This is a genomic window from Amycolatopsis sp. lyj-108, assembly GCF_046549005.1.
Lineage (GTDB): Bacteria > Actinomycetota > Actinomycetes > Mycobacteriales > Pseudonocardiaceae > Amycolatopsis.
The window spans coordinates 815417-840649 of record NZ_JAJPWQ010000002.1; the positions used below are offsets into that span (position 1 = coordinate 815417).

Consider the following 25233-nt stretch of genomic DNA (forward strand, 5'->3'; position numbering starts at 1 on the left):
CTGATTGTGACCTGGAACACCCGAACGTGGAGCTAGTTTGTTGTGGCGCGCAACATATGGATTGTTCGAGCTACGGAGGAACCAATGCCGTCCAGCCTCCGCGTCAGAAGATCGCTTCGCACGACGCAAACCACAGTGCTCGCAGGCTTGATCCTGGCCGGTACAGCCCTCGCGCCGATCGCTTCGGCCGCCCCTGGGCCGGTCTACAAGAATCCCCACGCTTCGACCTCCGCGCGGGTGAACGACCTGCTCAAGCGGATGAGCCTCGACGACAAGATCGGCCAGATGACCCAGGCCGAACGCGGCGCGGTCACGCCCGATCAGGCCGCCGCGCTCAAACTGGGGTCCTTGCTCTCCGGCGGTGGCTCGGTGCCCGCCAGCAACACGCCGAACGGGTGGGCCGACATGGTCGACTCGTACCAGAAGGCGGCGATTTCGACGCCGCTCGGCATCCCCACGCTCTACGGCGTCGACGCCGTGCACGGCCACAACAACGTCTACGGCGCGACGATCTTCCCGCACAACATCGGTCTCGGTGCCGCCAACAATCCGCGCCTGGTCGAGAAGATCGGCCGTGCGACGGCGCTGGAAGTCGCCGGAACCGGTCCGCAGTGGGACTTTTCGCCGTGCCTGTGCGTCGCCCGTGACGATCGCTGGGGCCGGACCTACGAATCCTTCGGTGAATCCCCGCGCGACGCCATCGCCAACGCGTCGGCCATCACCGGCCTTCAGGGGCGCAGGCTCGGCGAGAAACCGGGATCGGTGCTCGCGACGGCGAAGCACTACGTCGGCGACGGCGGCACGGCGAACGGCGTCGACCAGGGCGACACCGTGATCAGCGAACGCGAACTGCGCCAGATCCACCTGCCGCCGTTCCGCGAGGCGATCGACCGCGGCGTCGGCTCGGTGATGATCTCGTTCTCCAGCTTCCAAGGTGTGCGCATGCACGCCGAGAAGTACCTCATCACCGACGTCCTCAAGAGGGAACTGCGGTTCTCCGGCCTGGTGATCTCGGACTACAACGCGATCAACCAGATCGACGGCAAGGAAGGCTTCACTCCCGAAGAGGTGCGGCTCTCGGTCAACGCCGGCATCGACATGTTCATGGTCCCGTGGGACGCGCCGCAGTTCATCGCCTATCTCAAGGCCGAAGTCGAGGCGGGCCGTGTCTCGCGCGACCGGATCGACGACGCGAACCGCCGCATCCTGGCGGAGAAGTTCAAGCTCGGCCTGTTCGAGCGCCCGTACACCGACCGTTCGCTCCAGAAGACGTTCGGCAGCAAGGAACATCGCGACCTGGCCCGGCAGGCCGTCCGCGAATCCCAGGTACTGCTGAAGAACGACGGTGTGCTGCCACTGGCGAAGAAGAACAACAAGATCTTCGTCGCGGGCAAGAACGCGAACGACATCGGCAACCAGGCTGGCGGCTGGACGCTCACCTGGCAAGGGCAGAGCGGCCCGGTGATCCCGGGCACGACCATCCTCGACGGCATCAAGTCGGGGGCGGGGAAGGGAACCACGGTGACCTATGACCGTGCGGGTAACGGAATCGACGGCAGCTACCAGGTCGCCGTCGCCGTGGTGGGCGAAACGCCGTACGCCGAAGGACAGGGAGACCGTCCGAACGGCTTCGGACTCGACGCGGAAGACCTCGCCACGATCGCCAAGCTGAAGGCCTCCGGGGTCCCGGTCGTCGTGGTGACCGTGTCCGGGCGCCCGCTGGACATCGCCGCGCAGCTGCCGCAGTTCGACGGGCTTCTCGCCGCTTGGCTTCCGGGCAGCGAAGGCGCCGGTGTCGCCGATGTCCTTTACGGCGACTACAACCCGACCGGGAAGCTGACGTTCAGCTGGCCGACCAGTGCGGCGCAGGAACCGGTGAACGTCGGTGACGGCAAGAAGGCGCTGTACCCGTACGGCTACGGCCTGCGGTACCGCCGGTAGCTTCCGCCGTCGGCGCGGATGAGAGGAAAGGTCCTTTCCTTGCAAATTTTGCAAGGAAAGGACCTTTCATAGCACCGGCAGGGGCTCGAACACCGCAAGTAGGTGACTAATTGCGGCAAGGGTCACGCGGCGCTGGCGGCGGGTTCCAGGGCGGGAGAGCGAGGCGCCCGCGGAGCCGGGCGGCGCATGGTGAGCGCCGCGAGCACGCCCAGCACCAGCACCGCGGCCGGGAGCAGCAGCGCCACCCGCGCCGCGTCGGTGAGTCCATTGTGGATGGCATCGAGCGCGAGCCGTTGCGCCTGCTCGGCGACTCCGGAAGGCAAGCCGGGGAACGCCGTCGGGCCGGAAGAACCGAACTCCCCGGTCGATTCCGCGGCCTTCGCGACGCCTTCCGCGAACGGCGCCCGGTACTGCTCCGGCAACGCGCTCGCGGCCGACGACGCCTCGTCGGCGATCGAAGCGCTGATCCGCGCCTGCAGCAGCACGCCGACGGCGGCGCTGCCGAGTACGCCGCCGACCTGGCGGGCGGTGTTGAAGATGCCCGACGCGGTCCCGACGAGCCGCGGTTCGACCGAACTCATCGCCAGGTTGCCCATCGGCGCGAAGATGAACCCGATTCCGAGGCCGGCCACCAGCAGCGCCGGGGTGAGTGCCCACGCGTTCGCTCCCGCCCGCGCGATCAGCGCCACCAGGCCCAGCCCCACGGCCAGCGCCACCAGTCCGATGATCAGCAGGAACTTGCCGTTGACCTTGTCCGAAGCGCGGCCGACGAACGGGCCGATCATGCCAGCCAGCAACGACATCGGCGCGAACAGCAACCCGGACATCGTCGGTGATTCGCCGAGCACGGCCTGGATGTAGATCACCAGCGGCAGGAACATACCGGTCATCGCGAAGCCGACGGTGACCGCGGTCAGTGCCCCGGCCGAGAAGTTGCGGTTCGCGAAGACACCCAGCGGCAGCAGGGGTTCCTTGCGGTTGAACCGTTGCCACAGCACGAAAGCGACCAGCAGCGCGACGCCGCCGCCGATGATCTCGAACACGGTGATCGGCCCGAACACGCGGCCCCACTCGTAGTGCTGTCCATTTTGGACTCCGTAGACGACGCAGAACAAGCCGGCGCCGGATAGCAGGATCCCGGGAACGTCGAAGGAATGCGAGTGTTTCGGCTGCCAGTCCGGCACCTTGAGCAGCGCCAGCGCGAACGCGACCACGCCGACCGGCAGGTTGACGAAGAAGATCCATTCCCAGCCGAGGTGGTCGACGAGCACGCCGCCGAGCAGCGGTCCGGCGATGGCCGCGATCCCGGCGACACCGCTCCAGAGTCCCATCGCGGGGCCGCGTTTCGACGGCGGGAACAAGTGGCTGATGAACGCCAGCGTCTGCGGTGTCATCAAAGCGGCCCCGAGTCCCTGCACCGCGCGGGCCGCGATCAGCATCTCCACCGAACCGGACAGGCCGCACCACAGCGAGGCCAGCGTGAACACCACGAGCCCGGTCAGGTAGACGCGTTTCGGGCCGAAGCGGTCGCCGAGGCGGCTGGCGAACAGCATCGGCACCGCGTAGGTGAGCAGGTAGACGCTGATCACCCAGACGATCGCGTTCAGCCCGGCGCCGAGTTCGCGCAGCATCGAGGGAATCGCGGTCGAAACGATCGTGGTGTCCAGCAGGATCATGAAGAAACCCAGGCACAGCGCGGAAAGCGCCGCCCACGGGTTAGCTTGTCTTGCGTTCATCGGTGTCGTCCTCGGTGACCAGGTTGAGGTGCGGCGTGCAGTGCTCCTGGAACCCGATGCGACCGGATTCGAGGTCTCCGATCAGTTTCTGGGTCCACTCGAGCTCGAAGGCGCGCCGCGCGGTGGCATAGGACCAGTCGAGCCAGTAGACCTCGGGGAGCTTGTGCTCCTTGACCAGGTTTTCGAGCACGACCTGGTCGGAAGCGATGGCGGCCTGTAGCCGCAGCACGCGGTGTTTGAGCTGGGTGAGCGTCATTTCCGGGCCGAGTTCGTCGATGACGGCGAGCGCGCTGAGGTACTCGGGGTACTCCTCGGCGGGCGTGGCCAGCATGTCCTGCGCCCGGTCGACGAACTCGTCGCGACCGGCCTCCGTCATCGCGTACAGGGTGCGCTCGGGGCGTTTCCCGTCCCGCTGTGTCTCGACGATCTCGACGAAACCGTTCTCCATCAGGCGGTCCACCGTGTGGTAGAGCGAGCCGGCCTTCACTTTGACGCGCGTGCTGACGTAGCGCTCCTTCATCAGCTGCGCCATCTCGTACGGATGCATGGGCCGCTCGTGAAGGAGTTCGAGCACCGCCATCGCGAGCGGGGTGAGCTTCGCGGCCATGATAGTCCCCTCGGAGGATTCCGTACTGATTATTCCGAGTGGACTATATGGCAGGGTGCGGCCGGGCTCAAGTACGGGGTTCGCGTGCTTGAAGGCGTGACTCGCGTGTCTGGAGGCGTGACTCGCGTGATCGGAGGCGGAACTCGCGGGTCAGTTCAGGGGTCTCGGGCCGATTTCGCGTTCGAGGAAGCGGTGGTACTCGATGGCCGCGATCGAGTTCTCCAGCTGTTCGAACGTCGGCGCGGGGAGCGCGCCGTTGAAGACGATGGTCAGGCTTTTCCGCGGGATGTTGATGACGTACGGATCGACGTCGAGCTCCGCGCAGTACTCGCGGAGGACGGCCGTCCAGCGGTCCAGGTCCTCGTCCTCACCGAGGTGCTCCCAGCGCGCGACGATCCAGTTGCCGTTGATCAGCTGGCCCGCCATCTCCCGTGGATGGTGGACCATGTACGGCTCGGCGACGTCGTTCATCGGCCAAGGTGGTCGAGGAGCGCGGCGAAGGACTCGGACGGCAGCACCAGGATGGGCCGGGTCTCGTCCGGCATCGCCCACTGTTTGGTGTCCCGGATGCCGACCAGGCCGGGCGCGGCGCCGACCTCGACGCAGGCGTTCTCTTCCCAGTGCGTGTAGGTCGACTTGTGCCAGCCGGTCATGTTCTCGTGCCAGGTGGTCATCGGAGGCCCTTTCCCCAGTGACTGTTTCGGCAAGTAGACGGGTTGCGCGGCAGCAAGGTTGGCGAGATCGGGTGATCTGTGCCCGCTGGTCGGTGAACGGCTTCGGTGATCGCGTTCGGCGCACGAAAGTGGGCCTTCACCGACAGCTGCTTTACTCACGATGCACTCTCGGAGTGCATAGCGCAAAGGGTCTTAGGTCACCGAAGTGGTTCGACCGCGAGCTGTCGGTAGTCGGCCGCGATCCGCGTCAGATGCGAGCAGGCGACGTCGCCATAAGTGGCGTAGCGCTCGACTTCGGCGAAGTTCTTCTCGTAGTCGGCGACTTCGCGTTCGTCCGTGACGAGCGCCGTGGCCGTCTGCGTCCCGAGGAGCACCGCGCGCGAGTCGTAGATGTCGAAACCGTGGAGCACGGCGACCGACACCGGCGTGGTCCACGGGATGACGCCGAGCCGCACCCGGCCGCGGCGGGACACCTCGATGAGGTGACCGAGCTGGGCCAGCATGGTCGCCGCGCCGCCCATGTTCCAGCGCAGGGCGCCTTCGGTGAGCACGAAGTGGAACTCACGGTTCGAGTCGAGGATCCGCTGGCGTTCCAGCCGGGCCTCGACGGTCTGGTCGCGTTCGTCCGACGGCAGGGAATCGTCGAACAGCGCGGTGATGTAGTCGCGGGTCTGGAGCAGGCCGAACACGATGGTCGGCTGGAAACTGCGGATACGCGCGGACGCCGTCTCGATCTTGCCGATGCGCTGCTGCATCCGCCAGGCACCGCGCTGGAGGACGACACGGGCGGGCGACGCCTCTTCGCGGAGGTCCCGCGTGATCGCGACCAGCGCCCGCCGGACCTTCGCGGGTGCGCGGTACGCCCGGCACAACGCGACGACCTGGTCCTCCGTCGGCATGAACGCGCCGGTTTCGACGCGTGACACCTTCGACTGACTGAGACCGGTGAGCCTGGCCGCTTCGGTACCGGACAACCCGGCGGCTTTGCGCAGACGGCGCAACTCGGTGGAAAGCTGATCCTGGTTCGTCACGCACGGCTTTCTGAGGGCGGATCCGGTCGGCAGGACTGTCAGAATAGTCCGCGGAAACCGGATCCGCGCCGTCAGACGGGCCGTGTCAGCGAGGAAGCGCCGAGGCCCGCCAAGCGCCTTCGCCGGGGGCGAGCGGGGCCCGCACGAGCGAAGCCTTGTCCGCCCACCACGAATCCCGTTTCGGCGCCGGTTCCGGCGCCCGCGCGCCGACCGCCGCCGCGACGACGGCGGTCAGCGCGGCGAGTTCGGCGTCGTCCGGATTGCCGCGGACGACCTTCAGCAGCGGGGTTTCGGGCGTGCTCACAGCGGGATGTTCCCGTGCTTCTTGGGCGGCAGGCTTTCCCGCTTGCCTTGGAGCAGCGACAGCGCCTTCGCGATGTGGCCGCGGGTGTGCGCGGGCACGATCACCGAGTCGACGTAACCGCGCTCGGCCGCCGCGTACGGGTTCAGGAGCGTGTCCTCGTACTCCTGGATCAGCTCGGCGCGCAGCGCGTCGACGTCCTTGCCGTCGGCGGCGGCCGCGGCGAGTGTCTTGCGGTGCACGATGTTCGCCGCGCCCTGCGCGCCCATGACCGCGACCTGCGCCGTCGGCCACGCCAGGTTGATGTCCGCGCCGAGGTGCTTCGACCCCATGACGTCGTACGCGCCGCCGTACGCCTTGCGGGTGATGACAGTGACGAGCGGGACGGTCGCTTCGGCGTAGGCGTAGATCAGCTTCGCGCCGCGGCGGATGATGCCGTTCCACTCCTGGTCGGTGCCGGGCAGGAAGCCGGGGACGTCGACGAAGGTCAGCACCGGGATGTTGAACGCGTCGCAGGTGCGCACGAACCGCGCGGCCTTCTCGGACGCGTCGATGTCGAGGCAGCCGGCGAACTGGGTCGGCTGGTTCGCCACGATGCCGACGCTGCGCCCGTTCACCCGGCCGAAGCCGACCAGGATGTTGGGTGCGAACAGTTCGTGCACCTCGAGGAAGTCACCGTCGTCGACGACGCGGTTGATGACCTCGTGCATGTCGTACGGCTGGTTCGGCGAATCCGGGATGAGCGTGTCGAGTTCGCGATCGGACTCGGTTACGTCGTCAAAGAAGCCACCCGCCGGCGCGTCCGTCTCGAACAGCGGCGCCTCGGACAGGTTGTTCGCCGGGAGGAACGAGAGCAGTTCCTTGACATAGGCGATGGCGTCCTCGTCGTCGGAACCGAGGTAGTGCGCGTTACCCGAACGGGTGTTGTGCGTGCGCCCGCCGCCGAGCTCCTCGAAGGAGACCTCTTCGCCGGTCACGGTCTTCACGACGTCGGGGCCGGTGATGAACATGTGGGAGGTCTTGTCGACCATCACCACGAAGTCGGTCAGCGCGGGGGAGTAGACGTGCCCGCCCGCGTTGGCGCCCATGATCAGCGAGATCTGCGGGATGACGCCGGACGCCTTGACGTTGCGGTTGAAGATCTCGCCGTACAGCCCGAGCGAGACGACGCCTTCCTGGATCCGCGCGCCGCCGCCCTCGTTGATGCCGATGATCGGACGGCCGGTTTTGATCGCCAGGTCCATCACCTTGACGATCTTCTCGCCGTACACCTCGCCGAGTGAACCGCCGAAGACGGTGACGTCCTGGCTGAACACGCACACCGGGCGGCCGTCGACGGTGCCGTAGCCGGTGACGACGCCGTCGCCGTACGGCCGGTTCTTCTCCTGGCCGAAGTTCACCGAGCGGTGCTTCGCCAGTTCGTCGAGTTCGACGAACGAGCCTTCGTCCAGCAGCAGGTCGATCCGCTCGCGGGCGGTCTTCTTGCCCTTGGCGTGCTGTTTCTCCACCGCCCTCGCGGAACCCGCGTGCACCGCCTCGTCATACCGGCGGTACAGGTCGGCCAGCTTGCCGGCCGTCGTGTGGATGTCCGGTTCGTCCTCGGGCGGCGTCCCGAGCGGCTCCGTCGCACTGCTCATGAAACCGCAGCCTAGCTACTCGACGGTCACTTCGCGTGTGGCGTAGGCAACGTCCGTCGTTAGATCGACGCGCGCACCAGACCGGACTCGTAGGCCGCGATCACGAGCTGCGCCCGGTCCCGTGCCGCGAGTTTGTGCAGGAGGTGGCCGATATGCGTCTTCACCGTCGCCAGCCCGAGGTGCAGGGACCCGGCGATCTCGTCGTTCGACAGGCCGCGCGCGATCAGGCCAAGGACCTCGCGTTCGCGCGTGGTGATGTTGTCCAGCGACGCCGCGACGCGCTGGCCCGGTTCGGGCAGCCGGGCGAATTCGGCGATGAGCCTTCGCGTGATCGAAGGGGCGAGCAGTCCTTCGCCCGCCGCGACGACCCGGATCGCGGTCAGCAGTTCGGCGGGCGGGGTGTCCTTCAGCAGGAATCCGCTGGCACCCGCGCGCAGGGCCGAATAGACGTAGGCGTCGAGGTCGAAGGTCGTCAGCATCAGCACGTGGACGCCTTCGGTGGCGGCCGACGCGCAGATCCGCCGGGTCGCTTCGATCCCGTCCAGCTCCGGCATGCGGACGTCCATCAGCACGACGTCGGGGCGTTCCTTTTCGGCCAGTTCCGCCGCCTCCACGCCGTTGCTCGCCTCCGCGACGACTTCGAGGTCCGGCGCGCTGTCGACGAGCACGCGGAAACTGCCGCGCAGCAACGCCTGGTCGTCGGCGATCAGTACGCGGATCATCGTGTCCCCACTTCCTTGGCGGCGTACGGCAGCCGCGCGAACACCCGGAATCCCCCGGCGGGCAGCGGGCCCGCTGCGAAGTCACCACCGTAGACGGCGACGCGTTCGCGCATGCCGATCAAGCCGTGCCCGCCGCCGGTCGACGGCGAGCCTTCACCGCGCCCGTCGTCGACGATCTCGACGCTGACCTCGCCGGGGCTTTCGGTGATCGTGACCCGGCAGGCTGACGGCCCCGCGTGCTTCACGACGTTGGTCACCGCCTCCTGGGTGATGCGGTACACCGAAAGCGCGACGCCTTCGGGGAGGTCGTCCACCGCCTCGCCGGTCAGCTCGACGCGCACCCCGGCCTGTCCGGCGCGTTCGGTGAGGGTCCGCAGATCGGCGAGTTTCGGCGCGGGGCCCAGGGCCGCTTCTGGCGTCCCGTCACCCGAGCGGAGGACGCCGAGCATCCGCCGGAGTTCGACGAGCGTTTCGCGGCTGGTGAGCTCGATGACCCGCAACGCTTCGCGGGCTTCTTCGGGCTGTTCCTGCGCGACGTGGTTGCCGACGGCCGCCTTGACCGCGATCAGGCTCATACTGTGCGCGACGACGTCGTGCATTTCGCGCGCGATGCGCAGCCGTTCGTCGGAAACCGCCTGATCGGCCTGGGTTTCGGCGAGCTGGGCCAGATTCGCGCGCCGTTGCCGCGTCATCCAGCCCAGCGCCCACGAACCCACCACCCCGCCGCCCGCGAAGGCCGTCGACGCGATCGTGTTCGGCCCGAGCCGCAGGAACTCGAAGATCATGACGACGACCAGGCCGAGCCCCATCGCGATCAGCGAGCGGGCCCGCGGATGTTCCAGCGCCACGGTGTACAGGGCGCACGCGGTGGCCAGGAGCGCGGCCGGGCCCAGCCCGTTGCCGGCGAGCAGGGCCGGGATCAGGCTGCCGAGGCCGAGGCCGTAGGCGACCAGTGGCCGGTGGCGGCGCAGCGCGATCGCGATCCCGCTGGCGGCGACCGTCGCCCAGGCGAGCCACATCGGGATGGCGATGAGGAATGTCCAGGTCCGCGCGGCGAGGTTCCCGCCGACGGCCACGACGAGCACCACCGCGAGAAGCGCGTCGATCAGGTACGCCACCCGCTGCGGAAGCGCCGACGGCTGTTTCATACGGCGAACTTAGCCGGACGGGTGGCGCGTGCGCGTCCGTCCGGCGGAGGTCATCCCCAGGGTGGAGATCAGCCTCCGTGAAGAAGTCCTTCAGCTTCTCGGGCCAGCTTCGCAGCGCCTCGGGCACGACGTCGTCTTGTCCGTCCGGGACGGCCCCTGGGGTGACGTGGCACCGTACTCGCGTGATCAGACACGGATCTCGCGTGCTTGGAGACGTAACTCGCGTGATCGGACGCCGGACACCCGAGTTACGTCTCCAAGCACGTGAGTTACGTGTCCAAGCACGCGAGTCACGGCTTCGCTCCGCCCGCCACCCCGGGGCGAACGGGCTCGCTCCACAGAGCAGGAGCGAAGGCGTCCTTTACTGCATCGGACGCGGCGAAGGGCCCCTTCACCTCACCGCCGGCCCCAACCACGACCACGACACCTTTGACCTACCCCTCAATAACCGCGAGGGAAGACTGGGTCAAACGCCGCGCAGGGCGGCTACCGCGTCCTTCAGTTCGGGGTCGGCTTGGGCCTTGTCGAGGGCCGTCGCCAAGACCTCGTGATAGGTCGGTTCGGTTTCGGCGAGCCGTTTCCTGCCTTCCTTGGTGATGCACGAATACACCCCGCGGCGATCGTTCACGCAGGGGTCTCGTTCCGTCAGGCCGGCGTCTTCGAGGCGGACGACCATCCGGCTCACCGAACTCTGGTTGAGCCCGATCGCCTCGGCGAGTTCCTGCATGCGCAGGACGCCCTTCTCGGTGGCGGCCAGCTTGCCGAGCGCGCGGAACTCGGAGAGTCCGAGTCCGTGCCGTCTTTGCAGTGCCTTCGCGAGTTCTTGCTCGATGCGCCCGTGCAGCGTGAGGACACGGCCCCATGCCTGTTCGTCGGCGGTCATGGCGACCTCCCTGGATTTGCTTGACACGAGTTTACATGCAGTGACAGCATCTGCTTGCACATACATGTACTTTGAAATCACTTCGGAGGGGATCGCGATGACCGAGGATCGAAGCTTCCTGTTCCTGCTCGGGAGCGCCCGCGCGGGCGGCAATACGGAGATCCTGGCGAGGCGGGCGGCGAAGGAGCTTCCTCGCGCTGTGAAGCAGCGATGGATCCGGACGGCCGAGCTGCCGTTGGCGCCGTTCGTCGACCGGAAACACGATGGCGAGGACTTCGTCGCGCCCGCCGGGAACGAGCGAGCGCTGTTCGACGCGACCATGGCCGCCACGGATCTGGTGATCGCGTCGCCGGTCTATTGGTACAGCGTGTCGGCGTCGGTGAAGCTGTACTTCGACCATTGGGCGGGCTGGCTGGACCAGCCGGAACTCCGCTTCAAGGAGCAGATGCGCGGTAAGACCTTGTGGGGGGTGAGCGCGCTCGCCGAGCAGCCGGAACAGGCGGAACCCTTGATCGGGACCCTGCGCAAGACCGCCGTATATCTCGGAATGCACTGGGGTGGGCAGTTGACCGGCAACGGGAGCCGCCCTGGCGACGTCCTGCTGGACGAGGGCGCGCTCAAAGCGGCCGAGACCTTCTTCGCCGGGGCGGATCTCGTGCGCGCCTGAGCTTCAGGACGTGTGGACGCCGATGCCGCCCCGGCCGGGAGCGAGGTCGTCGCGCAGGACGAGGTGCTCGTCGTAGTCGCCGCCGTTCTGGGAGCGGAACGGGATCGGGTCGCTGGTGGACAGGGTGCGCAGCCTGCCCCGCAGTGCTTCGGCGGCGACGTCGTACTGCTCGGGCGAAACCCGGTCGGCGCCGCAGACCGTGAGCGGAGGGAGGACGGACATCCCGGCGTACCAAAGGGTTCCGTGCTGCAGCGGGAACAACACGTCGTTGATCTCGCCGTTCACGCCGCGCGGTCCGATGGTGGCTTCCGGCGCGCCCGCGGTCAGCAGGACCATGGCGCGTTTGCCGGCCAGCACCCCTTCGCCATAGCGCGACGTCCGGCCGTCGGGGCGTTGCACGCCGTAAGCGAAACCCTTGACGAAAACGCGGTCGAACCAGCCCTTGAGGATCGCGGGCATCCCGTACCACCACAGCGGGAACTGGATGACGACGGCGTCGGCCCACGCCAGTTTCTCGTGCTCGGCGCGGATGTCCTCGGTGAGTTCGCCGGTTTCGAAGGCGTTCTTCGACGTCGAGCCGACGACGAGCCGATCCGAGGAAGCGGCCCGGCCGAAGTCGTCGGCGTCGACGACGGCCTTCCACTTCATCGCGTACAGGTCGGATTCCCGGACGTCGGCGCCCTGCGCGCGAAGGGTGCGCACGCCTTCGTCGCGCAGCGAGCCGCCGAGGGAACGGGGTTCCGGATGGGCGAAGATCCACAACACGTTCATGTGTCCACCGTCGCGTGGTCCGGCGGCCGACGCGAGTGGCCCGATGGCCAACATGTGCAAGAATCAGGCCATGGGCTTTTTCGAGCATCCCGGCCGTCATCGGGTCGCCGTGCTGGTCCGGCACGGAATGCTGGTGATGGAGTTGGGCATCGTCATCCGGCTCTTCGGCACGGCCAAATCGGCCGATGGCGAGCCGCTCTACGAGGTCGTCACCTGCACGCCGGAACCAGGCCAGATCCGGACCGACGCCGACGTCACCATCTCGGTCCCGCTCGGCCCGGAAGTGCTGGACGAGGCCGACACCGTCGTCATCCCGGCCTCGTCCACCGAATACGAACCCTCGGGGCACGACCTCACCGAGCCGCTCGCGCGGGCGCTGGAGCTGATCCGGCCGGAGGCGAGGATCGCGTCGATCTGCACGGGTGCCTTCGTGCTCGCCGCCGCCGGACTGCTCGACGGCCGGAAGGCGACCACGCACTGGCGTTCGGCGCTGGACTTCCAGGCGAAGTTCCCGAAGGTCGACCTCGACCCCAACGTGCTCTACACCGACGAAGGGAACGTCCTGACCGCGGCGGGTGTCGCGTCCGGGATCGACCTCTGCCTGCACATGATCCGATGCGATCACGGGGCCGCGGTCGCGAACGAGGTCGCGCGCGGCACGGTCGTCTCGCCGCATCGCGAGGGCGGGCAGGCGCAGTTCATCCGGCGTCCGGTGCCGGAGCCGCAGTCCTCGTCGACGGCGGCGGCGCGGGCGTGGGCGCTGGAGAACCTCGACCGGCCGTTGACGCTGCGCGAGCTGGCGGCGAAAGAGGCGATGAGCACGAGGACGTTCACGCGGCGGTTCCGCGACGAAGTCGGGATTTCGGCGCTGCAGTGGCTGACCCAGCAACGGATCGAACGGGCCCGCCAGCTGCTCGAAGAGACCGATCTCCCGGTGGACAAGGTCGCTGCCGAGGCCGGGTTCGGCACGGCCGCGTCGCTGCGGCAGCATCTCCAGGCCGCGTTGGGTGTCTCGCCGAGCGCGTACCGGAACACCTTCCGTGAAGCCGTCTAGAAACAGCTGACCAACTGGTAATTTACCCGGAAATAAGTTCTGGAGGTTGCCAGTGAAAGCCCTCAAGTTCGCCGAGCGAGTCCTGTTCGGCGCCGCCGCGATCGGCACGGTGTACTCCGCCAGGACGGGTAACCGGCGGTTGCAACTGGTGACGAAACCGGCCGCGGTCCCCGTGCTCGCGGCTCGCGTCGCCCGGGCACAAACGCTTACATCAGGGGAGAAGGGGCTGCTCGTCGCCGCCTTGGTCGCGGCAGGCGCGGGCGACCACTTCATGGGCCGGTCGCACGAGGACCGTGAGCTGATCAAGGGCGCGACGTCGTTCGGCGTGATGCAGGTGCTGTATTCCGCGTTCCTGTGGCGCCGCGGCGCACGTCCGCGTGCCGCGACCGCGACGCCCCGGCTCGGGGCGTGGGCTGCGGCCGCCGTCGCGATGACGCTCCCGAAGCCGTCTCCGGTGTCTTCGGTGCTTTCGGTCTACGGAGGCCTGCTGAGCACGACGTCGACCCTCGCGGCCGACCCGGCCTTGGCGCCGAAGGCTCGTGTGTCGGGCGGGATGGTGGTCCCGTCGGGTGACCGCCGGACCTGGATCGCCGCCGGCGCGCTGTTGTTCTCCGCGTCGGACCTGGCGATCCTGATCCGCCGCAACTTCGTCACCAGTGAGCGGGTGCGGGCCAATCTCGAAACCTTCGTGCTGACTTCGTACCTCGCCTCCCAGTGGCTGCTCGTCGAAGGCATGACCGCGGAGAAGTAGAAAGTTAAGCAGGTACTTGACTATCGCTCGGCGTGGGTGGATAGTTAAGCATGTGCCTAACCAACAGATGGATCAGGTGTTCAAGGCGCTGTCAGACGGGACGCGCCGCGAAATGATCGAGCGCCTCACCCGGGGGCCTGCCTCGGTGGGGGAACTCGCGCAGCCGTTGTCGATGTCGTTGCCCGCCGTGATGCAGCACCTCCAGGTGCTCGAAGCCTGCGGACTGGTCCGGTCGGAAAAGGCGGGTCGCGTCCGCACCTGCCACCTCGAGCCGGACGGCCTGCGGATGGCCGAGGACTGGCTCGGCGGGCAGCGCACCGGCTGGGAACACCGGCTCGATCGCCTTGGTGGCTTTCTGAACTCCGATGAAGGGAAACGGTCATGACCGTCAAACACGCCACTTTCACCCTCGAACGCGTCTATCCGGTGTCGCCGGAGCGCGTTTTCGCCGCCTGGTCCGATCCCGCCGCGAAAGCGGACTGGTTCACCGTGCCGGGCGGCGGGCATTCCTTGGACTTCCGTGTCGGCGGCCAGGAGGTCACCACCGGTCCTTCCGATGACGGGAAGCGGATGGTCTTCGAAGCGCGCTACGAGGACATCGCCGAGAACGAGCGGATCGTCTACGCGGGCACACTCTCCGCGAACGACGTTCTGGCGACCGTGTCGGTCACGACGGTGCTGCTCGAAGCCGAGGCGGACGGAACCCGGCTGACGCTGATCGAGCAGGGCGCCTTCCTTGACGGACACGAAGAACCGAGCTGGCGGGAACAGGGAACGGGCGACTGGCTCGACAAACTGGGCAAAACACTGTCGCGATGATTTCCGGCAGGATGGGGACATGCTGACCGCTGAGCTGATCGTCGACAGCCATTTCCCGTCGGAACCCGCGCTTTCCCCCGACGGGAAATGGGTGGCCTACCAGGTATCGACCATCACGAAAGGCGTCCCCGAGATCTGGCTCGCCGCTGTGGACGGCAGCGAAAAGCCGCGGAAGCTGGCCGAAGGGTCCTCGCCCCGGTGGTCCGCGGATGCCCTCTATTTCCTCCGGGACGGCCGTGTCTGTTCGGGCGACGAGGAGCTGTTCGCCTGGGGGAGTGAGATCACCGGATTCCTTCCGCTGCCAGACCGGATCGTGTTCATCGCCGAAGACGAGACGCCCGCTCCGGCCGTCTGGGTCTGGAGTGAGAGTCTTCGCCCGGCGCGGCTGCGGAGCTTCGATCCTCGAACCGGCGAGATCACGACACTGATCGAAGACCACGTCGTCGACGTCGCCTGCCGCCAGGACGACAAGGCGCTCGCCGTCGTCACCTGGCCGACGCCGGAAGTCGACCCCGGCGGGCTCGAACCCCGGCTTTCCTTGCTGGACCTGGAAACCGGTGAGCGGCGTGATCTCGGCCAGGTCGCTTTCGAAGCCTCCAGCCCTGTTTGGTGGCGTGACGAGGGCGGCTGGCACATCGCGTACCTCGGGACACCGGAACTGGTGGGTGGCCGGGCGGTCTTCGATGTTTCCGTGGAAACCGGGGAACATCGGAACCTGACCGAGGAATCGACCTGCCCGCTCACACTCGCGCAGGTCGATTCCGGTGCTCCTCTGGTGCTCGTCGCCGACGGGCTCGACACGGCCCTCCATCGGCTCGGCGGCGGCGAGGTGTCATTTTGGCGCGGGCAAGCCGACGCGCTGGCCTCGAACGGCGAGATCGTGGTCACCGTCCTGAGTGCCGCGCACCGGCCGAAAGATGTCCATTGTGGACCGGTGGGCGGTGCGTTGACGCGAGTCAGCGACACGGCGCCGGAGTTCGCCGGGATCTCGTGGGGCTCCCAGGAACGGTTGTCCTACCAGGCGTCCGACGGCCTCGCGTTGGACGGCCTGCTCGTCCTGCCGCCGGGAAAGACTCGCGCCGACGGGCCTTTCTCGCTGGTCACGTGGGTTCACGGCGGACCGTACGACCGGTTCGCGGATCGCTTCATGCTCGGCTGGTTCCCGTCCGCGCAGTGGCTGGCCCTGGCAGGGCACGCCGTCTTCCTGCCGAATCCCCGTGGGGGACAAGGCCATGGGCATGAATTCGCCGCTTCCGTCGCGGGACGGGTAGGACTGGAGGAATGGAGCGATATCGAGACCGGGATCGATCTCCTCGTCGCCGAAGGAGTGGCCGATCCGGAGCGGCTCGGGATCGTGGGCGGGAGTCACGGCGGATACATGACGGCCTGGGCCGTCGGGCAGACCAGCCGGTTCAAGGCGGCGCTGATGGTCGCCGGGATCTGTGACTGGGGAATGCTCGCCGCGACCGGTGAACTCGGTCCGCTGGTGGAATCCGCGCACAGCGGGAGTATCGGCTGGGAAGGGACGGGCCCGCACCGGCACGATCAGCTCAGCCCGATCTCCTTCGCGTCGAAGATCGAGACCCCCGTGCTGATCGTGCACGGTGCGGAAGACACGAATGTCCCCTTGTCCCAGGCGGAATTCTTCCACCGCGCGCTACGCCACTTCGGCGTCGAACACGACCTCGTCGTGTATCCCGGCGAAGGGCATTCGCTCCGCGGACGTGATCACCAGCTGGATCTGCTCCGCCGGTCTCGCGAGTGGTTCGCGCGGTTGCTTTAGCTCCAGTCGGTCTGCGGTTCTCCGGGGATGTGCGTGCCGAAAGTCCATTCGTAGCCTTCGAGATCGTCGACGCGGCAGCGGTAGTTGCCCCATTCGGTGTTCTCCGGCTTCCAGACCGGATTCGCGCCGGCTTCGACGGCGGTAGCGAAAACGGCGTCCACGGCCTCTTGCGTCGGAAGGCTCACGTAGAGGCCGTGGCCGACCGTTTCGCCCTTGCGGGCCGGGCGGTCGTAGTCCTCTTCCGCGCTGAACACGATGATCCCGACGCCGCCGAGCCGCAGTTCCGCGTGCTGGATCAACCCTTTGTCATCGGCGAACTCCATGGTGGTCTCGAAGCCGAAGGCGCGTTCGAGCCAGCGAAGCGCCTTCGGTGCATCGTGGTAGGCGAGGTAGGAGTGGAGGGAGGCGAGGCGTTCCGTGGTTTCGGTCATGGGCACAGCCTCGCAACCGATGCGGACAACTACGGTCCTGGATTGCCGGCCATCACCAGAGGAGGCGGAGGCCGAGCACGGTGATGAGCGCACTGGACGCCAGCGCGGTCACCAGCCGTCCACGGCGTCCGGTCAACGCCTTGCCGAGTACGGCGCCGCCGCCCGCGAGGAACAGTTGCCAGCTGGCCGAAGCGGTGAACGCGGCGAGCACGAAGACCACGTGCTCCGCCCCGCTCGCCGCGGCCATGTCCTCGCTGCCGAGTACGAGCGCCGCGAAGTAGACGACCGTCGTCGGGTTCAGCAGCGTGATCCCGAGCAGGCTCACGTATGCCTTCGCCGGGCCGATCGCGACCGGCTGGGTCACCTCGGCTTTGGCGGAGGCGCGGAAGTTCCGGATCCCGGTGAGTCCGATGTGGACGGCCAGCCCGAGCAGCACCGCCACCGAAACCCAGCGCAACGGTTCGGCGATCGGCTCGATGATCGGGATCAGGCTGCCGCCGCCGAAGACCGCGATCAGGGCGTACAGCCCGTCGGCCGTGGCGACTCCCAAGGCGGCGTACGCGCCGATCTTGAGCCCTGCCCGTGCGGTCAGTACCACCAGATAGGTCGCGACCGCGCCCACCGGGATGGCGATGCCATACCCGGCGAGCAGGCCCGCGACGAGCGCGGCGCTCACGGCAGGACTGGTGTCGGCCTCCGCCAGGACCCGGCCTGCTGCTGCACCCGCGTCCGTCGGAGGACGGAGGACGGGGACAGGAAGGTGCGGGTCGATGTCATGTGGTGAAGGATGCGAACGGACGGTCCCGCGCGCAACACAATTAACGTGCGCCGGTCTCGTGAAGCTCCAGAACGGCGTCCAGATCGGCAAGCAACTTCGCCTTCGGCCGGGCGCCGACGGTCGTCCACACCGGACTCCCATCGCGGAAGAGGATCAGCGTCGGCAAGGACATGACCTGATAGTTCCTCGCCGTGAGCGGGTTCTCGTCGGAGTTGAGCTTGCGGATGAGCAGCGCGCCGGCGCGCTCCTCGGCGATCTCCGCGAGCACCGGCGCGATCATGTGGCAGGGCGGGCACCATTGCGCCCAGAAGTCCACCAGGACGGGCTTGTCCTGGTCGAGGACGAGTTCTTGGAAGGTTTCGTCGGTGACGACGGAAAGGGACATTCAGGCCTCCTCGGTTCGCGGCACGACGACGCACGGTCCCGGCGGCGTTTTCAACGCGCCCGCCAGTTTCGTCAGCAGGCTGTCCCGCACGTCGTTGAGCCTGGCAAGACAGGCGTCCACCTCGGCGAGTTTGCGTTGGTAGACCTCGATCGAATCGGCGCACGAGTCGCCGGTCTCGTGCCCGGCGCGCAAGCACTCGACGAACGGCCTGGTGTCCTCGAGACTGAGCCCGACCGCTTGCAGGGTCAGGATCTCGTGCACCAGGCGGTAGTCGTCCTCGTCGTACTCCCGGTAGCCGTTCGACGCGCGCCGTGCGTCGAGAAGCCCTTGTGACTCATAGAAACGCAGCGCGCGCGTGGTGGTTCCGGTGCGCGCGGCGAGCTCGCCGATCCGCATGGTCCGAGCGTAAACCTTGCCCTTGGCGTCAAGGCAAACGTTCAGTCGTCGAGATCGACCCGGATGGTGAGGAGGTCCGTGCCGATCGCCCGCACGGCGGCGCTGTTGAGCCTCGGCAGGGCCTTCAGACGGACGCGAGGGTCGTCGCCGGGGAGCAGGTGCGCCGTGCCGGGGTGCCACCGGCCCTTGAGCCGGACGCGGACGCGCGGGTCGGCCTGGATGTTGCGGACGTACTGTGATTTCTCGCCGAACTCGGAGACGATCCAGAACTCGCGGCCCACCCGGCGGCCCCCGATCGGCGTCTGCCGGGGCACCCCGGACTTGCGGCCGGTGGTCTCCAGGACCGGCTGGTTCGGCAGGCGGACGAGGATCGGGTTGCCGACGTGGCGCTGGAAGGTCGTGGCCACCCGGTGCTTGATCTCGTGATAGCGGGACATGGCTCCAGGGTGCCCTACGCTCGGCCCATGGTGAACGAGTCCGACGTGGACCTGGGGGACGGGACCACCCTGCACACGTACGACACGGGTGGCGCCGGTCCGGTGGTCTTCTGGCACCACGGCACCCCGAACATCGGCGCCCCGCCTGCCCCGCTGTTCCCGGCCGCCGCGCGGCTCGGGCTGAGGTGGGTCTCCTACGACCGGCCCGGTTACGGCGGCTCGTCGCCGCGGCCCGGCCGAGACGTCGCGTCAGCGGCGTCGGACGTCGAGAAGGTCGCCGACGCACTGGGGATCGAGCGGTTCGCGGTCTTCGGGCATTCCGGTGGTGGACCGCACGCGTTCGCCTGCGCCGCTCTGCTGCCGGAACGGGTCTCGGCGATGGTCGCCGTCGCGAGCATGGCCCCGTACGACGCCGACGGGCTGGACTACTTCGCCGGCATGGGTCCAGCAGGAGTGGGCGCTCTGACGGCCGCCTTGGCGGGACGGAAGGCCAAGGAGGACTACGAGGCGTCGGCCGAATACGACGCCGAGATGTTCACCCCCTCGGATCACGCGGCCCTTGCCGGTGACTGGAAATGGTTCCTCGATGTCGTCGGTCCCGCGGTCGAGGGCGGCCCCGGCGGACTGATCGATGACGATCTCGCGTACGTCGCGAAGTGGGGCTTCGAGCCGCCCGACGTCAAAGCCCCGGTGCTGCTCCTGCACGGCGCCGCGGACCGGATCGCGCCGCCCGCGCACGGCGAGTGGCTGGCCCGGCAGTGCGCCGCGGCCGAGTCGCACACTTTTCCCGAGGAGGGGCACATTTCGGTTCTTCGCCACGGGGAGGCCGCGCTCGAGTGGCTGGCCGAGCGCCCATGAGCTGCGACATCGTGGTCGTCCGGCACGCCGAGTCCGTTCCGCCCGCACCAGGGAAGCCCGACGACCCGGAACGGCCCTTGACCGAGGCGGGCGTGGCGGCGTCGGAACAGCTCGCGCACGAGCTCGTCGCGATGAACCCGACGGCGGTCGTGTCGAGTCCGTACCGGCGAGCGGTCGACACGGTCGCACCCGCGGCCAGAAGGGCCGGACTCGAAGTCATCACCCGCTGGGAGTTACGTGAGTGGGACTCGGGCCTGGAACCGACACCGGATTACGCCGCGCACTACGAGCGCAGCTGGGCCGACCCGGATTTCGCGCGTCCGGGTGGCGAGAGCCTTCGACAACTGACGGCGCGGGCGATCGCCGCCGTCGAGCGGCTCGCGGAGCAGCACACCGGCGGTGTCGTACTGGTGGGCAGTCACGGGACTTTCGTGTCCCGCCTGCTGGCCGGGCTCGAGCCGGGAATCGACTGGCCGTTCTCCCGGGACATGCCGATGCCCGCCGTTCACCGGCTCAAAATCCGGGGCGCACCATCAAGCGATAACCGAACGTGACGGGTGTGTGGAAATAGGGACACTCAACGTCTCTATTTCCACACACCTCCCCACAACAGTCACGACCCCACAGCATCGAAGGCGGCGTGCAGCGCCCCTTCGTACTGCTGCCGCGAGAACGTCAGCACACCGATGGCGTCGTAATTCCATTCCCGGTACGTATTGCGAAGACCCGACCAAGTCACCGTCTCGGCGTCGGTCGCGATCTTCACCACCAACGCCCAGCATTCGACGATGCCGCACGAGCACCCCAGCAGCAGGTGTTCGTCGTCTTCGACGCCGTGCGGAAGGTCATCCGGTGCTTCCCCGAGGAGATGCTCGGCGGAACAACCGGTCACGGGACTGTAATCCCCGGCGAGCAAGGGTGCGGGTTCCGGCGCGAACTCCTCGGCGCGCTCCTGCTGTTCCGCGAGCGCGTCGGGAAGTTCGGCCCGGCGCACCAGTTCCAGGAAGGAGACGCCATCGATCAGCAGCTCGAGCGCGGCTGTCGTTCTCCCCTTGGCCGATCGCCTTGGCACGTCGGAGATCCTGCGGAACTCGATCGAACGCATGGGCGCCACGGTAACCGCCGGTGCCGGGGCCAGAGGGTGGTTTGGCCGGTTCAGGCCGCGGGCCGTCCGGCGCCGGTGTAGTCGTCGCCCTTCGAGTGGTACGTGTGGATCTGGATCGCCTGGCCCTGGGTGGGCGCGTTGATCATCAGGCCGTTCCCGAGGTACAGCCCGACGTGATGGATCCGCGTCGCCGGGTTCCCGTAGAACACGAGATCGCCGAGTTTCGGTTCGCCTGGCACCTGCGGCAGCGCCCGGAACTGGCTGTCCGCGGTCCGCGGGAGCGCGACTCCGGCTTCGTCGTAGGACGCCTTGGTGAGTCCGGAGCAGTCGAAGCCCGCCGCGCCGGCGTCCGGTCCGTTGCCGCCCCACACGTACGGGAGGCCCAGCTGGCCGAGCGCGAACCGCGTCGCCTTCACGGCGGGGCTGCCGGATCGCGCCGGGTCGAGGGACAGGGTCGCGTACAGCTGCGCGTTGCCCAGGACGCGCTGGCGGAACAGTTCGGCCTCGTTGCCCTTGCCGCCCTGGTAGCCGGCGATCGCCTTCCACCAGCCGTTGCCGCCACCGAGGTCGGCGCCGGAAGCGCACAGTGCGCGGCCGGCGGCGACCGAGGCGGAGTCGGGGTCGGTGAGCGCGGGTTTCGCGATCCCGGGGATCGACGCGCCGTGCTTCTTCCACTGCTGTGCCGACAGGCCGAGGGGGTTGTCGCCGCCGCGTCCGTGGTTCGAGCTCGCCGCGCCGACCCCGGCCAGGGTGACCCAGGACAGGTGGCAGTTCGGCTGCTCGCCGCGCAGCGCCAGTTCACCGTTCGCGTAGCCGATGAGCGATTTCGCCGGGATGTCGAGCGGCCCGGCCAGTTTTGCCGCCCACTCTTCGAGCGGCCGGACGCCCTTCGGTGTCTCCTGGGCCTTGACCGGCGCGCTGACTTCGAGGACCGAGGGACCCGCACCGCCGCCGACGGTGGCCGGATCCTGTTTGGCGGCCGGGACCGGGACCGGCTGGTTCCCGCCGGCCGGTGCCGGATCGTTGCCGCCGGCGAGCAGCCAGCCCGCCGTCGCGAGTCCCGCGACCAGCGGGAGAGCGACCAGGCCCCGCATCGCCACGCCGTGCGCCCACGACTTCTTCTTGCTGTTTTCGGGCGCGCTCGGGGCGGAATCGGGCTCGGTCACGCCGTCAAGGTTATTGGAGACCACCTCTGCGTAACGAGCGAACGCCTTGCACGTTAGGGGGACTCTCATATTCTGGACGAATGAGTGAGACGGGAGCGCTCGACGCCGGGCGTCTGAGTGCCGCGCTGTCCGGCCGGTACGCCGCGATCCAGGTCGTGGCGAGCACCGGGTCCACCAACGCCGACCTGCGGGAAGCCGCCGCGAAGGGGGCCGCGGACCGCACTGTGCTGATCGCCGAGGAGCAGACGGCCGGCGTCGGCCGCCGCGCCAGGCAGTGGTCCTCGCCGAAGGGATCCGGCCTCTACGTCAGTGTGCTGCTGCGGCCGGACGGGGTTCCGTTCAGCAATTTGGGTTCACTTTCCGTGGTCGCGGGTCTCGCGGTCCGGGAGGTCGCCGCGAGTGTGGGTGTCGACGCCGTCCTCAAGTGGCCGAACGACGTCTTGGCCGGTCCCGGGCGCGCGAAATGCGCGGGGATCCTGGCGGAGGCCGCCGCCGGTGACGAGACCACCGTGGTCCTCGGCATCGGCCTGAACGTGCTGCCGCTCGGTGAGAACGTCCCGGCCGGGCCCGGTGGCCTGCCTGCGACCTCGCTGGCCGAGCAGGGGGCGACGGAGACCGATCGCGCCGAGATCGCCACGCGGCTGCTCACCGGTTTCGACGAGCTCGAACGCCGCTGGCGGCTCGCCGGCGGGTCGCTGGCCGAGGCCGGTCTGCTCGGGGACTACCGGCGGCACTGCGCCACGCTCGGCCAGGATGTCGAGGTCCAGCTGCCCGACGGCTCGGCGCTGACCGGCCGTGCCGCCGACATCGATCCCGCCGGCCAGCTCCAGGTCGACGTTCCCGGTGGTGAGCGGTACACGGTGTTCGCCGGCGACGTCGTGCACGTCCGGCCCGCCGGGGCCTGATCCGTGCGTCTCGATTTCCGGCGTCTCCTCTTCCGCCGGGACCGTTCGCCGGTACGGTGAGCTCACCAGCGCCGAACATACTTTTGGGAGCGTCCGTCGTGGCCTATCCGGACGATTTGCTCAGCGAAAACGAGCACGTCGTGGTGCACAGTCACCCGCATTTCAAGATGCTGATCTTCCCGTTCCTCGCGCTGATCGTCACGCTCGGCGTGGGCATCTGGCTGGCCGTGATCGCGAGGGACGCGACGGCCCCGTGGGACCTGATCTCGGAGATCGCGATCGCCGCGGTCGGGCTCGGTCTCGTCGTATGGCTCTTCCTCGCTCCGTTCGTCCGCTGGCGCACGACGCATTTCATCGTGACCACGGATCGGCTGATCGCCCGTGAAGGCGTGCTCAAGCGGACCGGGATCGACATCCCGTTGTCGCGGATCAACAGCGTCCAGTTCGAGCACGGCCTGCTGGACCGCGTGTTCGGCTGCGGCACGCTGGTGATCGAGTCCGCTTCGGACGAACCGCTGAAGTTCGACGACATCCCCAAGGTCGAGCGCGTGCACACGGTGATCTACCGCGAAGTCAACGACAACCCGTACGACGACTTCGCGCCGCCTGCCGCCGGCGCGCCGCAGCAGACCGAACCCCTGCCGCCGCAAGGGCCCCCGCCACGCGGAAACCGGCGGCGTTGATGGGCACGCGAGAGCTGGGGCTGCCCGACCGCGTCCCGTCGGCCGCCGCGTTGCCGGAACGGGTGACGATCTGGGAAGTCGGCCCGCGTGACGGCCTCCAGAACGAGAAGGCGATCGTCCCGGTCGAGGTCAAACTCGAATTCCTGGACAAACTCGCCGGTGCCGGGCTGACCACGCTCGAGGCGACCAGTTTCGTGAGCCCGAAATGGGTGCCGCAGCTGGCCGACGCCGAGCAGCTCCTGGCCGGGCTCGAAAAGCGCGAGGGCGTCCGGTATCCGGTGCTCGTCCCGAACGAGCGCGGGCTGGACCGGGCATTGGAAGCCGGCGTCTCGCATATCGCGATCTTCGCCAGCGCCACCGAGACCTTCGCCAAGAAGAACCTCAACTCGACGGTGGACGACCAGTTCGCGATGTTCGAGCCGGTCGTCACCCGGGCGCGGGCCGAAGGTCTCGACGTCCGCGGCTACGTGTCGATGTGCTTCGGCGACCCGTGGGAGGGCGCCGTCCCGGCCTCGCAGGTCGCCGGAGTGGGTAAGCGGCTCCTGGACCTGGGCTGCTCGCAGCTCTCGCTCGGGGACACCATCGGCGTCGCCACCGCGGGCCAGGTCGAGGCGCTGATCGGGCAGTTCGCCGACGTCGGCACCCTGGCCGTCCATTTCCACGACACCTACGGCCAGGCACTCGCGAACACGCTGGCCGCCCTGCGCTGCGGTGTGTCCACTGTGGACTCTTCGGCCGGTGGGCTCGGTGGCTGCCCGTACGCCGAATCGGCCACCGGGAACCTCGCCACCGAAGACCTCGTGTGGATGCTCGACGGTCTCGGCGTCGAAACCGGTGTCGACCTCGACGCGCTGGTGGCGACGAGCAAGTGGATGGCCGGGAAGCTGGGCAGGCCGAGCCCGTCCCGGGTGGTCAACGCGCTGGCCGGATGAGGTTCGCCGAACTCACGGACGAGACCTGGCCGCTTTTCGAGCGGTTGTTCGGGCCCGGCGGCGTGCAGGGCGGCTGCTGGTGCGCCTTCTTCCGGCTGACCGGTCCCGAGTTCAAACAGGCGGGCAAGGACGGCCGCAAGGCATACGTGCGCGGCGAGGTCGCCGCCGGGAAACCGTTGGGGCTGCTGGCCTTGGCCGACGACGAGCCGGTCGGCTGGGTCGCCGTCTCGCCCCGGCCGGCCAACCCCCGGCTGGCGAAGTCGCCGGTCGCGGCGTCGGCGGGCGACCAGACCGGGGTCTGGTCGGTGACGTGCTTCTACATCGGCAGGAAGAGCCGTCGCCAAGGGGTTTCCGTCGCTTTGCTGAAGGCCGCGGTCGACTTCGCGGCCGGGCGCGGCGCTCAGGTCGTCGAGGGCTACCCGGTCGAAGTACGGGAAAAGCGGCCGGGAGCGGATCTGTACCACGGCACGGTGAGCACGTTCACGAAGGCGGGATTCGCCCTCGTCGAACGTCGCCCGCCCGCGCGGGCCTTGATGCGCTTTCGGGTATCCGCCGACGAGAACGCCGGTCGGCGCTAAGGTCGTAACGCGTCCTGTCCGCTGCCTCCCCCGTCACCGGTGGGGTTCGATTCC

General features: G+C 68.2%; 31 protein-coding genes. 13 read left to right on the forward strand and 18 right to left on the reverse strand.

Annotated features, from left to right (window positions below):
* The first annotated feature begins 135 nt into the window (after window positions 1-135).
* Complete coding sequence (locus ACLJO0_RS10265) at window positions 136-1941, forward strand: glycoside hydrolase family 3 protein (RefSeq protein ID WP_410577788.1); 1806 nt, start codon at window positions 136-138, stop codon at window positions 1939-1941.
* Between the two features lie 122 nt (window positions 1942-2063).
* Here ACLJO0_RS10265 and ACLJO0_RS10270 read toward each other — a convergent pair whose 3' ends face one another.
* The 10 genes from ACLJO0_RS10270 to ACLJO0_RS10315 form a co-directional block, all read right to left on the reverse strand.
* Window positions 2064-3677 carry a DHA2 family efflux MFS transporter permease subunit gene (locus tag ACLJO0_RS10270; protein WP_410577790.1) on the reverse strand — a complete coding sequence of 538 codons (1614 nt, stop codon included), beginning with the start codon at window positions 3675-3677 and terminating at the stop codon, window positions 2064-2066.
* Window positions 3658-4284: a PadR family transcriptional regulator gene (locus ACLJO0_RS10275; protein WP_410577792.1), complete on the reverse strand. Its 627-nt coding sequence runs from the start codon at window positions 4282-4284 to the stop codon at window positions 3658-3660. Before ACLJO0_RS10275 ends, ACLJO0_RS10270 begins: the two co-directional genes overlap by 20 nt.
* Before the next feature lie 150 nt (window positions 4285-4434).
* Entirely contained in the window at window positions 4435-4755 is a 321-nt protein-coding gene (locus ACLJO0_RS10280; RefSeq protein ID WP_125789008.1) for a hypothetical protein, read from the reverse strand.
* Complete coding sequence (locus tag ACLJO0_RS10285) at window positions 4752-4958, reverse strand: DUF397 domain-containing protein (RefSeq protein ID WP_125796505.1); 207 nt, start codon at window positions 4956-4958, stop codon at window positions 4752-4754. Before ACLJO0_RS10285 ends, ACLJO0_RS10280 begins: the two co-directional genes overlap by 4 nt.
* Before the next feature lie 197 nt (window positions 4959-5155).
* Entirely contained in the window at window positions 5156-5989 is an 834-nt protein-coding gene (locus ACLJO0_RS10290; protein ID WP_410577795.1) for a helix-turn-helix domain-containing protein, read from the reverse strand.
* A gap of 85 nt (window positions 5990-6074) precedes the next feature.
* Window positions 6075-6293, reverse strand: coding sequence for an acyl-CoA carboxylase subunit epsilon (locus ACLJO0_RS10295; RefSeq protein ID WP_410577797.1), 219 nt, complete (start codon window positions 6291-6293; stop codon window positions 6075-6077).
* The gene (locus ACLJO0_RS10300) at window positions 6290-7927 is read right to left on the reverse strand and encodes an acyl-CoA carboxylase subunit beta (protein ID WP_410577799.1); all 1638 of its coding nucleotides are present in this window, start codon (window positions 7925-7927) and stop codon (window positions 6290-6292) included. The genes ACLJO0_RS10295 and ACLJO0_RS10300 overlap by 4 nt, the downstream gene beginning before the upstream one ends.
* A 59-nt stretch (window positions 7928-7986) precedes the next feature.
* Window positions 7987-8649 carry a response regulator gene (locus ACLJO0_RS10305; RefSeq protein ID WP_410577801.1) on the reverse strand — a complete coding sequence of 221 codons (663 nt, stop codon included), beginning with the start codon at window positions 8647-8649 and terminating at the stop codon, window positions 7987-7989.
* Entirely contained in the window at window positions 8646-9797 is a 1152-nt protein-coding gene (locus ACLJO0_RS10310; protein ID WP_410577802.1) for a sensor histidine kinase, read from the reverse strand. Before ACLJO0_RS10310 ends, ACLJO0_RS10305 begins: the two co-directional genes overlap by 4 nt.
* Before the next feature lie 466 nt (window positions 9798-10263).
* A complete protein-coding gene (locus ACLJO0_RS10315; RefSeq protein ID WP_410577804.1) occupies window positions 10264-10680 on the reverse strand; it encodes a MarR family winged helix-turn-helix transcriptional regulator in 417 nt (138 codons plus the stop codon).
* Window positions 10681-10777: 97 nt separating this feature from the next.
* On the opposite strand from ACLJO0_RS10315, the gene ACLJO0_RS10320 reads away from it, so the two are divergent.
* Entirely contained in the window at window positions 10778-11347 is a 570-nt protein-coding gene (locus ACLJO0_RS10320; RefSeq protein ID WP_410577806.1) for a flavodoxin family protein, read from the forward strand.
* Between the two features lie 3 nt (window positions 11348-11350).
* Here the strand turns inward: ACLJO0_RS10320 and ACLJO0_RS10325 are convergent, their stop codons facing one another.
* Window positions 11351-12118 (reverse strand): NAD(P)H-dependent oxidoreductase, encoded by a 768-nt coding sequence (locus ACLJO0_RS10325; protein WP_410577808.1) that lies wholly within the window; start codon window positions 12116-12118, stop codon window positions 11351-11353.
* 43 nt (window positions 12119-12161) lie between these two features.
* On the opposite strand from ACLJO0_RS10325, the gene ACLJO0_RS10330 reads away from it, so the two are divergent.
* From ACLJO0_RS10330 to ACLJO0_RS10350, 5 genes are all read left to right on the forward strand, one after another.
* Complete coding sequence (locus ACLJO0_RS10330; RefSeq protein ID WP_410577810.1) at window positions 12162-13172, forward strand: GlxA family transcriptional regulator; 1011 nt, start codon at window positions 12162-12164, stop codon at window positions 13170-13172.
* A 52-nt stretch (window positions 13173-13224) separates the two neighbouring features.
* Entirely contained in the window at window positions 13225-13923 is a 699-nt protein-coding gene (locus tag ACLJO0_RS10335; RefSeq protein ID WP_410578225.1) for a lysoplasmalogenase family protein, read from the forward strand.
* A gap of 67 nt (window positions 13924-13990) precedes the next feature.
* Window positions 13991-14308: an ArsR/SmtB family transcription factor gene (locus ACLJO0_RS10340; RefSeq protein ID WP_125789100.1), complete on the forward strand. Its 318-nt coding sequence runs from the start codon at window positions 13991-13993 to the stop codon at window positions 14306-14308.
* Window positions 14305-14742: an SRPBCC family protein gene (locus tag ACLJO0_RS10345; RefSeq protein WP_410577812.1), complete on the forward strand. Its 438-nt coding sequence runs from the start codon at window positions 14305-14307 to the stop codon at window positions 14740-14742. The genes ACLJO0_RS10340 and ACLJO0_RS10345 overlap by 4 nt, the downstream gene beginning before the upstream one ends.
* 19 nt (window positions 14743-14761) lie before the next feature.
* A complete protein-coding gene (locus tag ACLJO0_RS10350; protein WP_410577814.1) occupies window positions 14762-16525 on the forward strand; it encodes a S9 family peptidase in 1764 nt (587 codons plus the stop codon).
* On the opposite strand, the gene ACLJO0_RS10355 is transcribed toward ACLJO0_RS10350, so the two are convergent.
* From ACLJO0_RS10355 to ACLJO0_RS10375, 5 genes are all read right to left on the reverse strand, one after another.
* A complete protein-coding gene (locus ACLJO0_RS10355; RefSeq protein ID WP_410577816.1) occupies window positions 16522-16956 on the reverse strand; it encodes a VOC family protein in 435 nt (144 codons plus the stop codon). The two genes, ACLJO0_RS10350 and ACLJO0_RS10355, sit on opposite strands and share 4 nt — an antisense overlap.
* Window positions 16957-17008: 52 nt before the next feature.
* Window positions 17009-17632, reverse strand: coding sequence for a LysE/ArgO family amino acid transporter (locus ACLJO0_RS10360; protein WP_410577818.1), 624 nt, complete (start codon window positions 17630-17632; stop codon window positions 17009-17011).
* A gap of 142 nt (window positions 17633-17774) precedes the next feature.
* A complete protein-coding gene (gene trxA, locus ACLJO0_RS10365; protein WP_410577820.1) occupies window positions 17775-18119 on the reverse strand; it encodes a thioredoxin in 345 nt (114 codons plus the stop codon).
* Complete coding sequence (locus tag ACLJO0_RS10370; protein ID WP_125789024.1) at window positions 18120-18515, reverse strand: MerR family transcriptional regulator; 396 nt, start codon at window positions 18513-18515, stop codon at window positions 18120-18122.
* A gap of 41 nt (window positions 18516-18556) precedes the next feature.
* The gene (locus ACLJO0_RS10375; RefSeq protein ID WP_410577823.1) at window positions 18557-18952 is read right to left on the reverse strand and encodes a nitroreductase/quinone reductase family protein; all 396 of its coding nucleotides are present in this window, start codon (window positions 18950-18952) and stop codon (window positions 18557-18559) included.
* 27 nt (window positions 18953-18979) lie between these two features.
* On the opposite strand from ACLJO0_RS10375, the gene ACLJO0_RS10380 reads away from it, so the two are divergent.
* Both ACLJO0_RS10380 and ACLJO0_RS10385 read left to right on the forward strand, forming a co-directional pair.
* Entirely contained in the window at window positions 18980-19810 is an 831-nt protein-coding gene (locus tag ACLJO0_RS10380; RefSeq protein WP_410577825.1) for an alpha/beta fold hydrolase, read from the forward strand.
* Complete coding sequence (locus ACLJO0_RS10385; protein ID WP_410577827.1) at window positions 19807-20364, forward strand: histidine phosphatase family protein; 558 nt, start codon at window positions 19807-19809, stop codon at window positions 20362-20364. Before ACLJO0_RS10380 ends, ACLJO0_RS10385 begins: the two co-directional genes overlap by 4 nt.
* A 59-nt stretch (window positions 20365-20423) precedes the next feature.
* Here the strand turns inward: ACLJO0_RS10385 and ACLJO0_RS10390 are convergent, their stop codons facing one another.
* Together ACLJO0_RS10390 and ACLJO0_RS10395 are read right to left on the reverse strand one after the other, a co-directional pair.
* Entirely contained in the window at window positions 20424-20915 is a 492-nt protein-coding gene (locus ACLJO0_RS10390) for a hypothetical protein (RefSeq protein ID WP_410577829.1), read from the reverse strand.
* Between the two features lie 50 nt (window positions 20916-20965).
* The gene (locus ACLJO0_RS10395) at window positions 20966-22081 is read right to left on the reverse strand and encodes a C40 family peptidase (protein WP_410577831.1); all 1116 of its coding nucleotides are present in this window, start codon (window positions 22079-22081) and stop codon (window positions 20966-20968) included.
* 80 nt (window positions 22082-22161) lie between these two features.
* Here ACLJO0_RS10395 and ACLJO0_RS10400 point away from each other — a divergent pair, with 80 nt between their 5' ends.
* From ACLJO0_RS10400 to ACLJO0_RS10415, 4 genes are all read left to right on the forward strand, one after another.
* The gene (locus ACLJO0_RS10400; RefSeq protein ID WP_410577833.1) at window positions 22162-22986 is read left to right on the forward strand and encodes a biotin--[acetyl-CoA-carboxylase] ligase; all 825 of its coding nucleotides are present in this window, start codon (window positions 22162-22164) and stop codon (window positions 22984-22986) included.
* Between the two features lie 98 nt (window positions 22987-23084).
* On the forward strand, window positions 23085-23669 hold the full coding sequence (locus ACLJO0_RS10405) for a PH domain-containing protein (protein WP_410577835.1): 585 nt from the start codon (window positions 23085-23087) through the stop codon (window positions 23667-23669).
* Window positions 23669-24601 (forward strand): hydroxymethylglutaryl-CoA lyase, encoded by a 933-nt coding sequence (locus tag ACLJO0_RS10410; RefSeq protein WP_125796526.1) that lies wholly within the window; start codon window positions 23669-23671, stop codon window positions 24599-24601. The genes ACLJO0_RS10405 and ACLJO0_RS10410 overlap by 1 nt, the downstream gene beginning before the upstream one ends.
* Complete coding sequence (locus tag ACLJO0_RS10415; protein ID WP_410577837.1) at window positions 24598-25179, forward strand: GNAT family N-acetyltransferase; 582 nt, start codon at window positions 24598-24600, stop codon at window positions 25177-25179. Before ACLJO0_RS10410 ends, ACLJO0_RS10415 begins: the two co-directional genes overlap by 4 nt.
* The last annotated feature ends 54 nt before the right edge of the window (window positions 25180-25233 follow it).

Bases quoted from the DNA above. Each gene is read 5' to 3' on its own strand.
- ACLJO0_RS10375 (WP_410577823.1), bottom strand. From the start codon at position 18,952: ATGTCCCGCTATCACGAGATCAAGCACCGGGTGGCCACGACCTTCCAG.
- ACLJO0_RS10390 (WP_410577829.1), bottom strand. From the start codon at position 20,915: ATGCGTTCGATCGAGTTCCGCAGGATCTCCGACGTGCCAAGGCGATCG.
- ACLJO0_RS10400 (WP_410577833.1), top strand. From the start codon at position 22,162: ATGAGTGAGACGGGAGCGCTCGACGCCGGGCGTCTGAGTGCCGCGCTG.
- ACLJO0_RS10350 (WP_410577814.1), top strand. From the start codon at position 14,762: ATGCTGACCGCTGAGCTGATCGTCGACAGCCATTTCCCGTCGGAACCC.
- ACLJO0_RS10345 (WP_410577812.1), top strand. From the start codon at position 14,305: ATGACCGTCAAACACGCCACTTTCACCCTCGAACGCGTCTATCCGGTG.
- ACLJO0_RS10285 (WP_125796505.1), bottom strand. From the start codon at position 4,958: ATGACCACCTGGCACGAGAACATGACCGGCTGGCACAAGTCGACCTAC.
- ACLJO0_RS10310 (WP_410577802.1), bottom strand. From the start codon at position 9,797: ATGAAACAGCCGTCGGCGCTTCCGCAGCGGGTGGCGTACCTGATCGAC.
- ACLJO0_RS10300 (WP_410577799.1), bottom strand. From the start codon at position 7,927: ATGAGCAGTGCGACGGAGCCGCTCGGGACGCCGCCCGAGGACGAACCG.
- ACLJO0_RS10415 (WP_410577837.1), top strand. From the start codon at position 24,598: ATGAGGTTCGCCGAACTCACGGACGAGACCTGGCCGCTTTTCGAGCGG.
- ACLJO0_RS10370 (WP_125789024.1), bottom strand. From the start codon at position 18,515: ATGCGGATCGGCGAGCTCGCCGCGCGCACCGGAACCACCACGCGCGCG.
- ACLJO0_RS10320 (WP_410577806.1), top strand. From the start codon at position 10,778: ATGACCGAGGATCGAAGCTTCCTGTTCCTGCTCGGGAGCGCCCGCGCG.
- ACLJO0_RS10275 (WP_410577792.1), bottom strand. From the start codon at position 4,284: ATGGCCGCGAAGCTCACCCCGCTCGCGATGGCGGTGCTCGAACTCCTT.
- ACLJO0_RS10380 (WP_410577825.1), top strand. From the start codon at position 18,980: ATGGTGAACGAGTCCGACGTGGACCTGGGGGACGGGACCACCCTGCAC.
- ACLJO0_RS10305 (WP_410577801.1), bottom strand. From the start codon at position 8,649: ATGATCCGCGTACTGATCGCCGACGACCAGGCGTTGCTGCGCGGCAGT.
- ACLJO0_RS10325 (WP_410577808.1), bottom strand. From the start codon at position 12,118: ATGAACGTGTTGTGGATCTTCGCCCATCCGGAACCCCGTTCCCTCGGC.
- ACLJO0_RS10315 (WP_410577804.1), bottom strand. From the start codon at position 10,680: ATGACCGCCGACGAACAGGCATGGGGCCGTGTCCTCACGCTGCACGGG.
- ACLJO0_RS10410 (WP_125796526.1), top strand. From the start codon at position 23,669: ATGGGCACGCGAGAGCTGGGGCTGCCCGACCGCGTCCCGTCGGCCGCC.
- ACLJO0_RS10270 (WP_410577790.1), bottom strand. From the start codon at position 3,677: ATGAACGCAAGACAAGCTAACCCGTGGGCGGCGCTTTCCGCGCTGTGC.
- trxA (WP_410577820.1), bottom strand. From the start codon at position 18,119: ATGTCCCTTTCCGTCGTCACCGACGAAACCTTCCAAGAACTCGTCCTC.
- ACLJO0_RS10355 (WP_410577816.1), bottom strand. From the start codon at position 16,956: ATGACCGAAACCACGGAACGCCTCGCCTCCCTCCACTCCTACCTCGCC.
- ACLJO0_RS10340 (WP_125789100.1), top strand. From the start codon at position 13,991: ATGGATCAGGTGTTCAAGGCGCTGTCAGACGGGACGCGCCGCGAAATG.
- ACLJO0_RS10330 (WP_410577810.1), top strand. From the start codon at position 12,162: ATGGCCAACATGTGCAAGAATCAGGCCATGGGCTTTTTCGAGCATCCC.
- ACLJO0_RS10280 (WP_125789008.1), bottom strand. From the start codon at position 4,755: ATGAACGACGTCGCCGAGCCGTACATGGTCCACCATCCACGGGAGATG.
- ACLJO0_RS10385 (WP_410577827.1), top strand. From the start codon at position 19,807: ATGAGCTGCGACATCGTGGTCGTCCGGCACGCCGAGTCCGTTCCGCCC.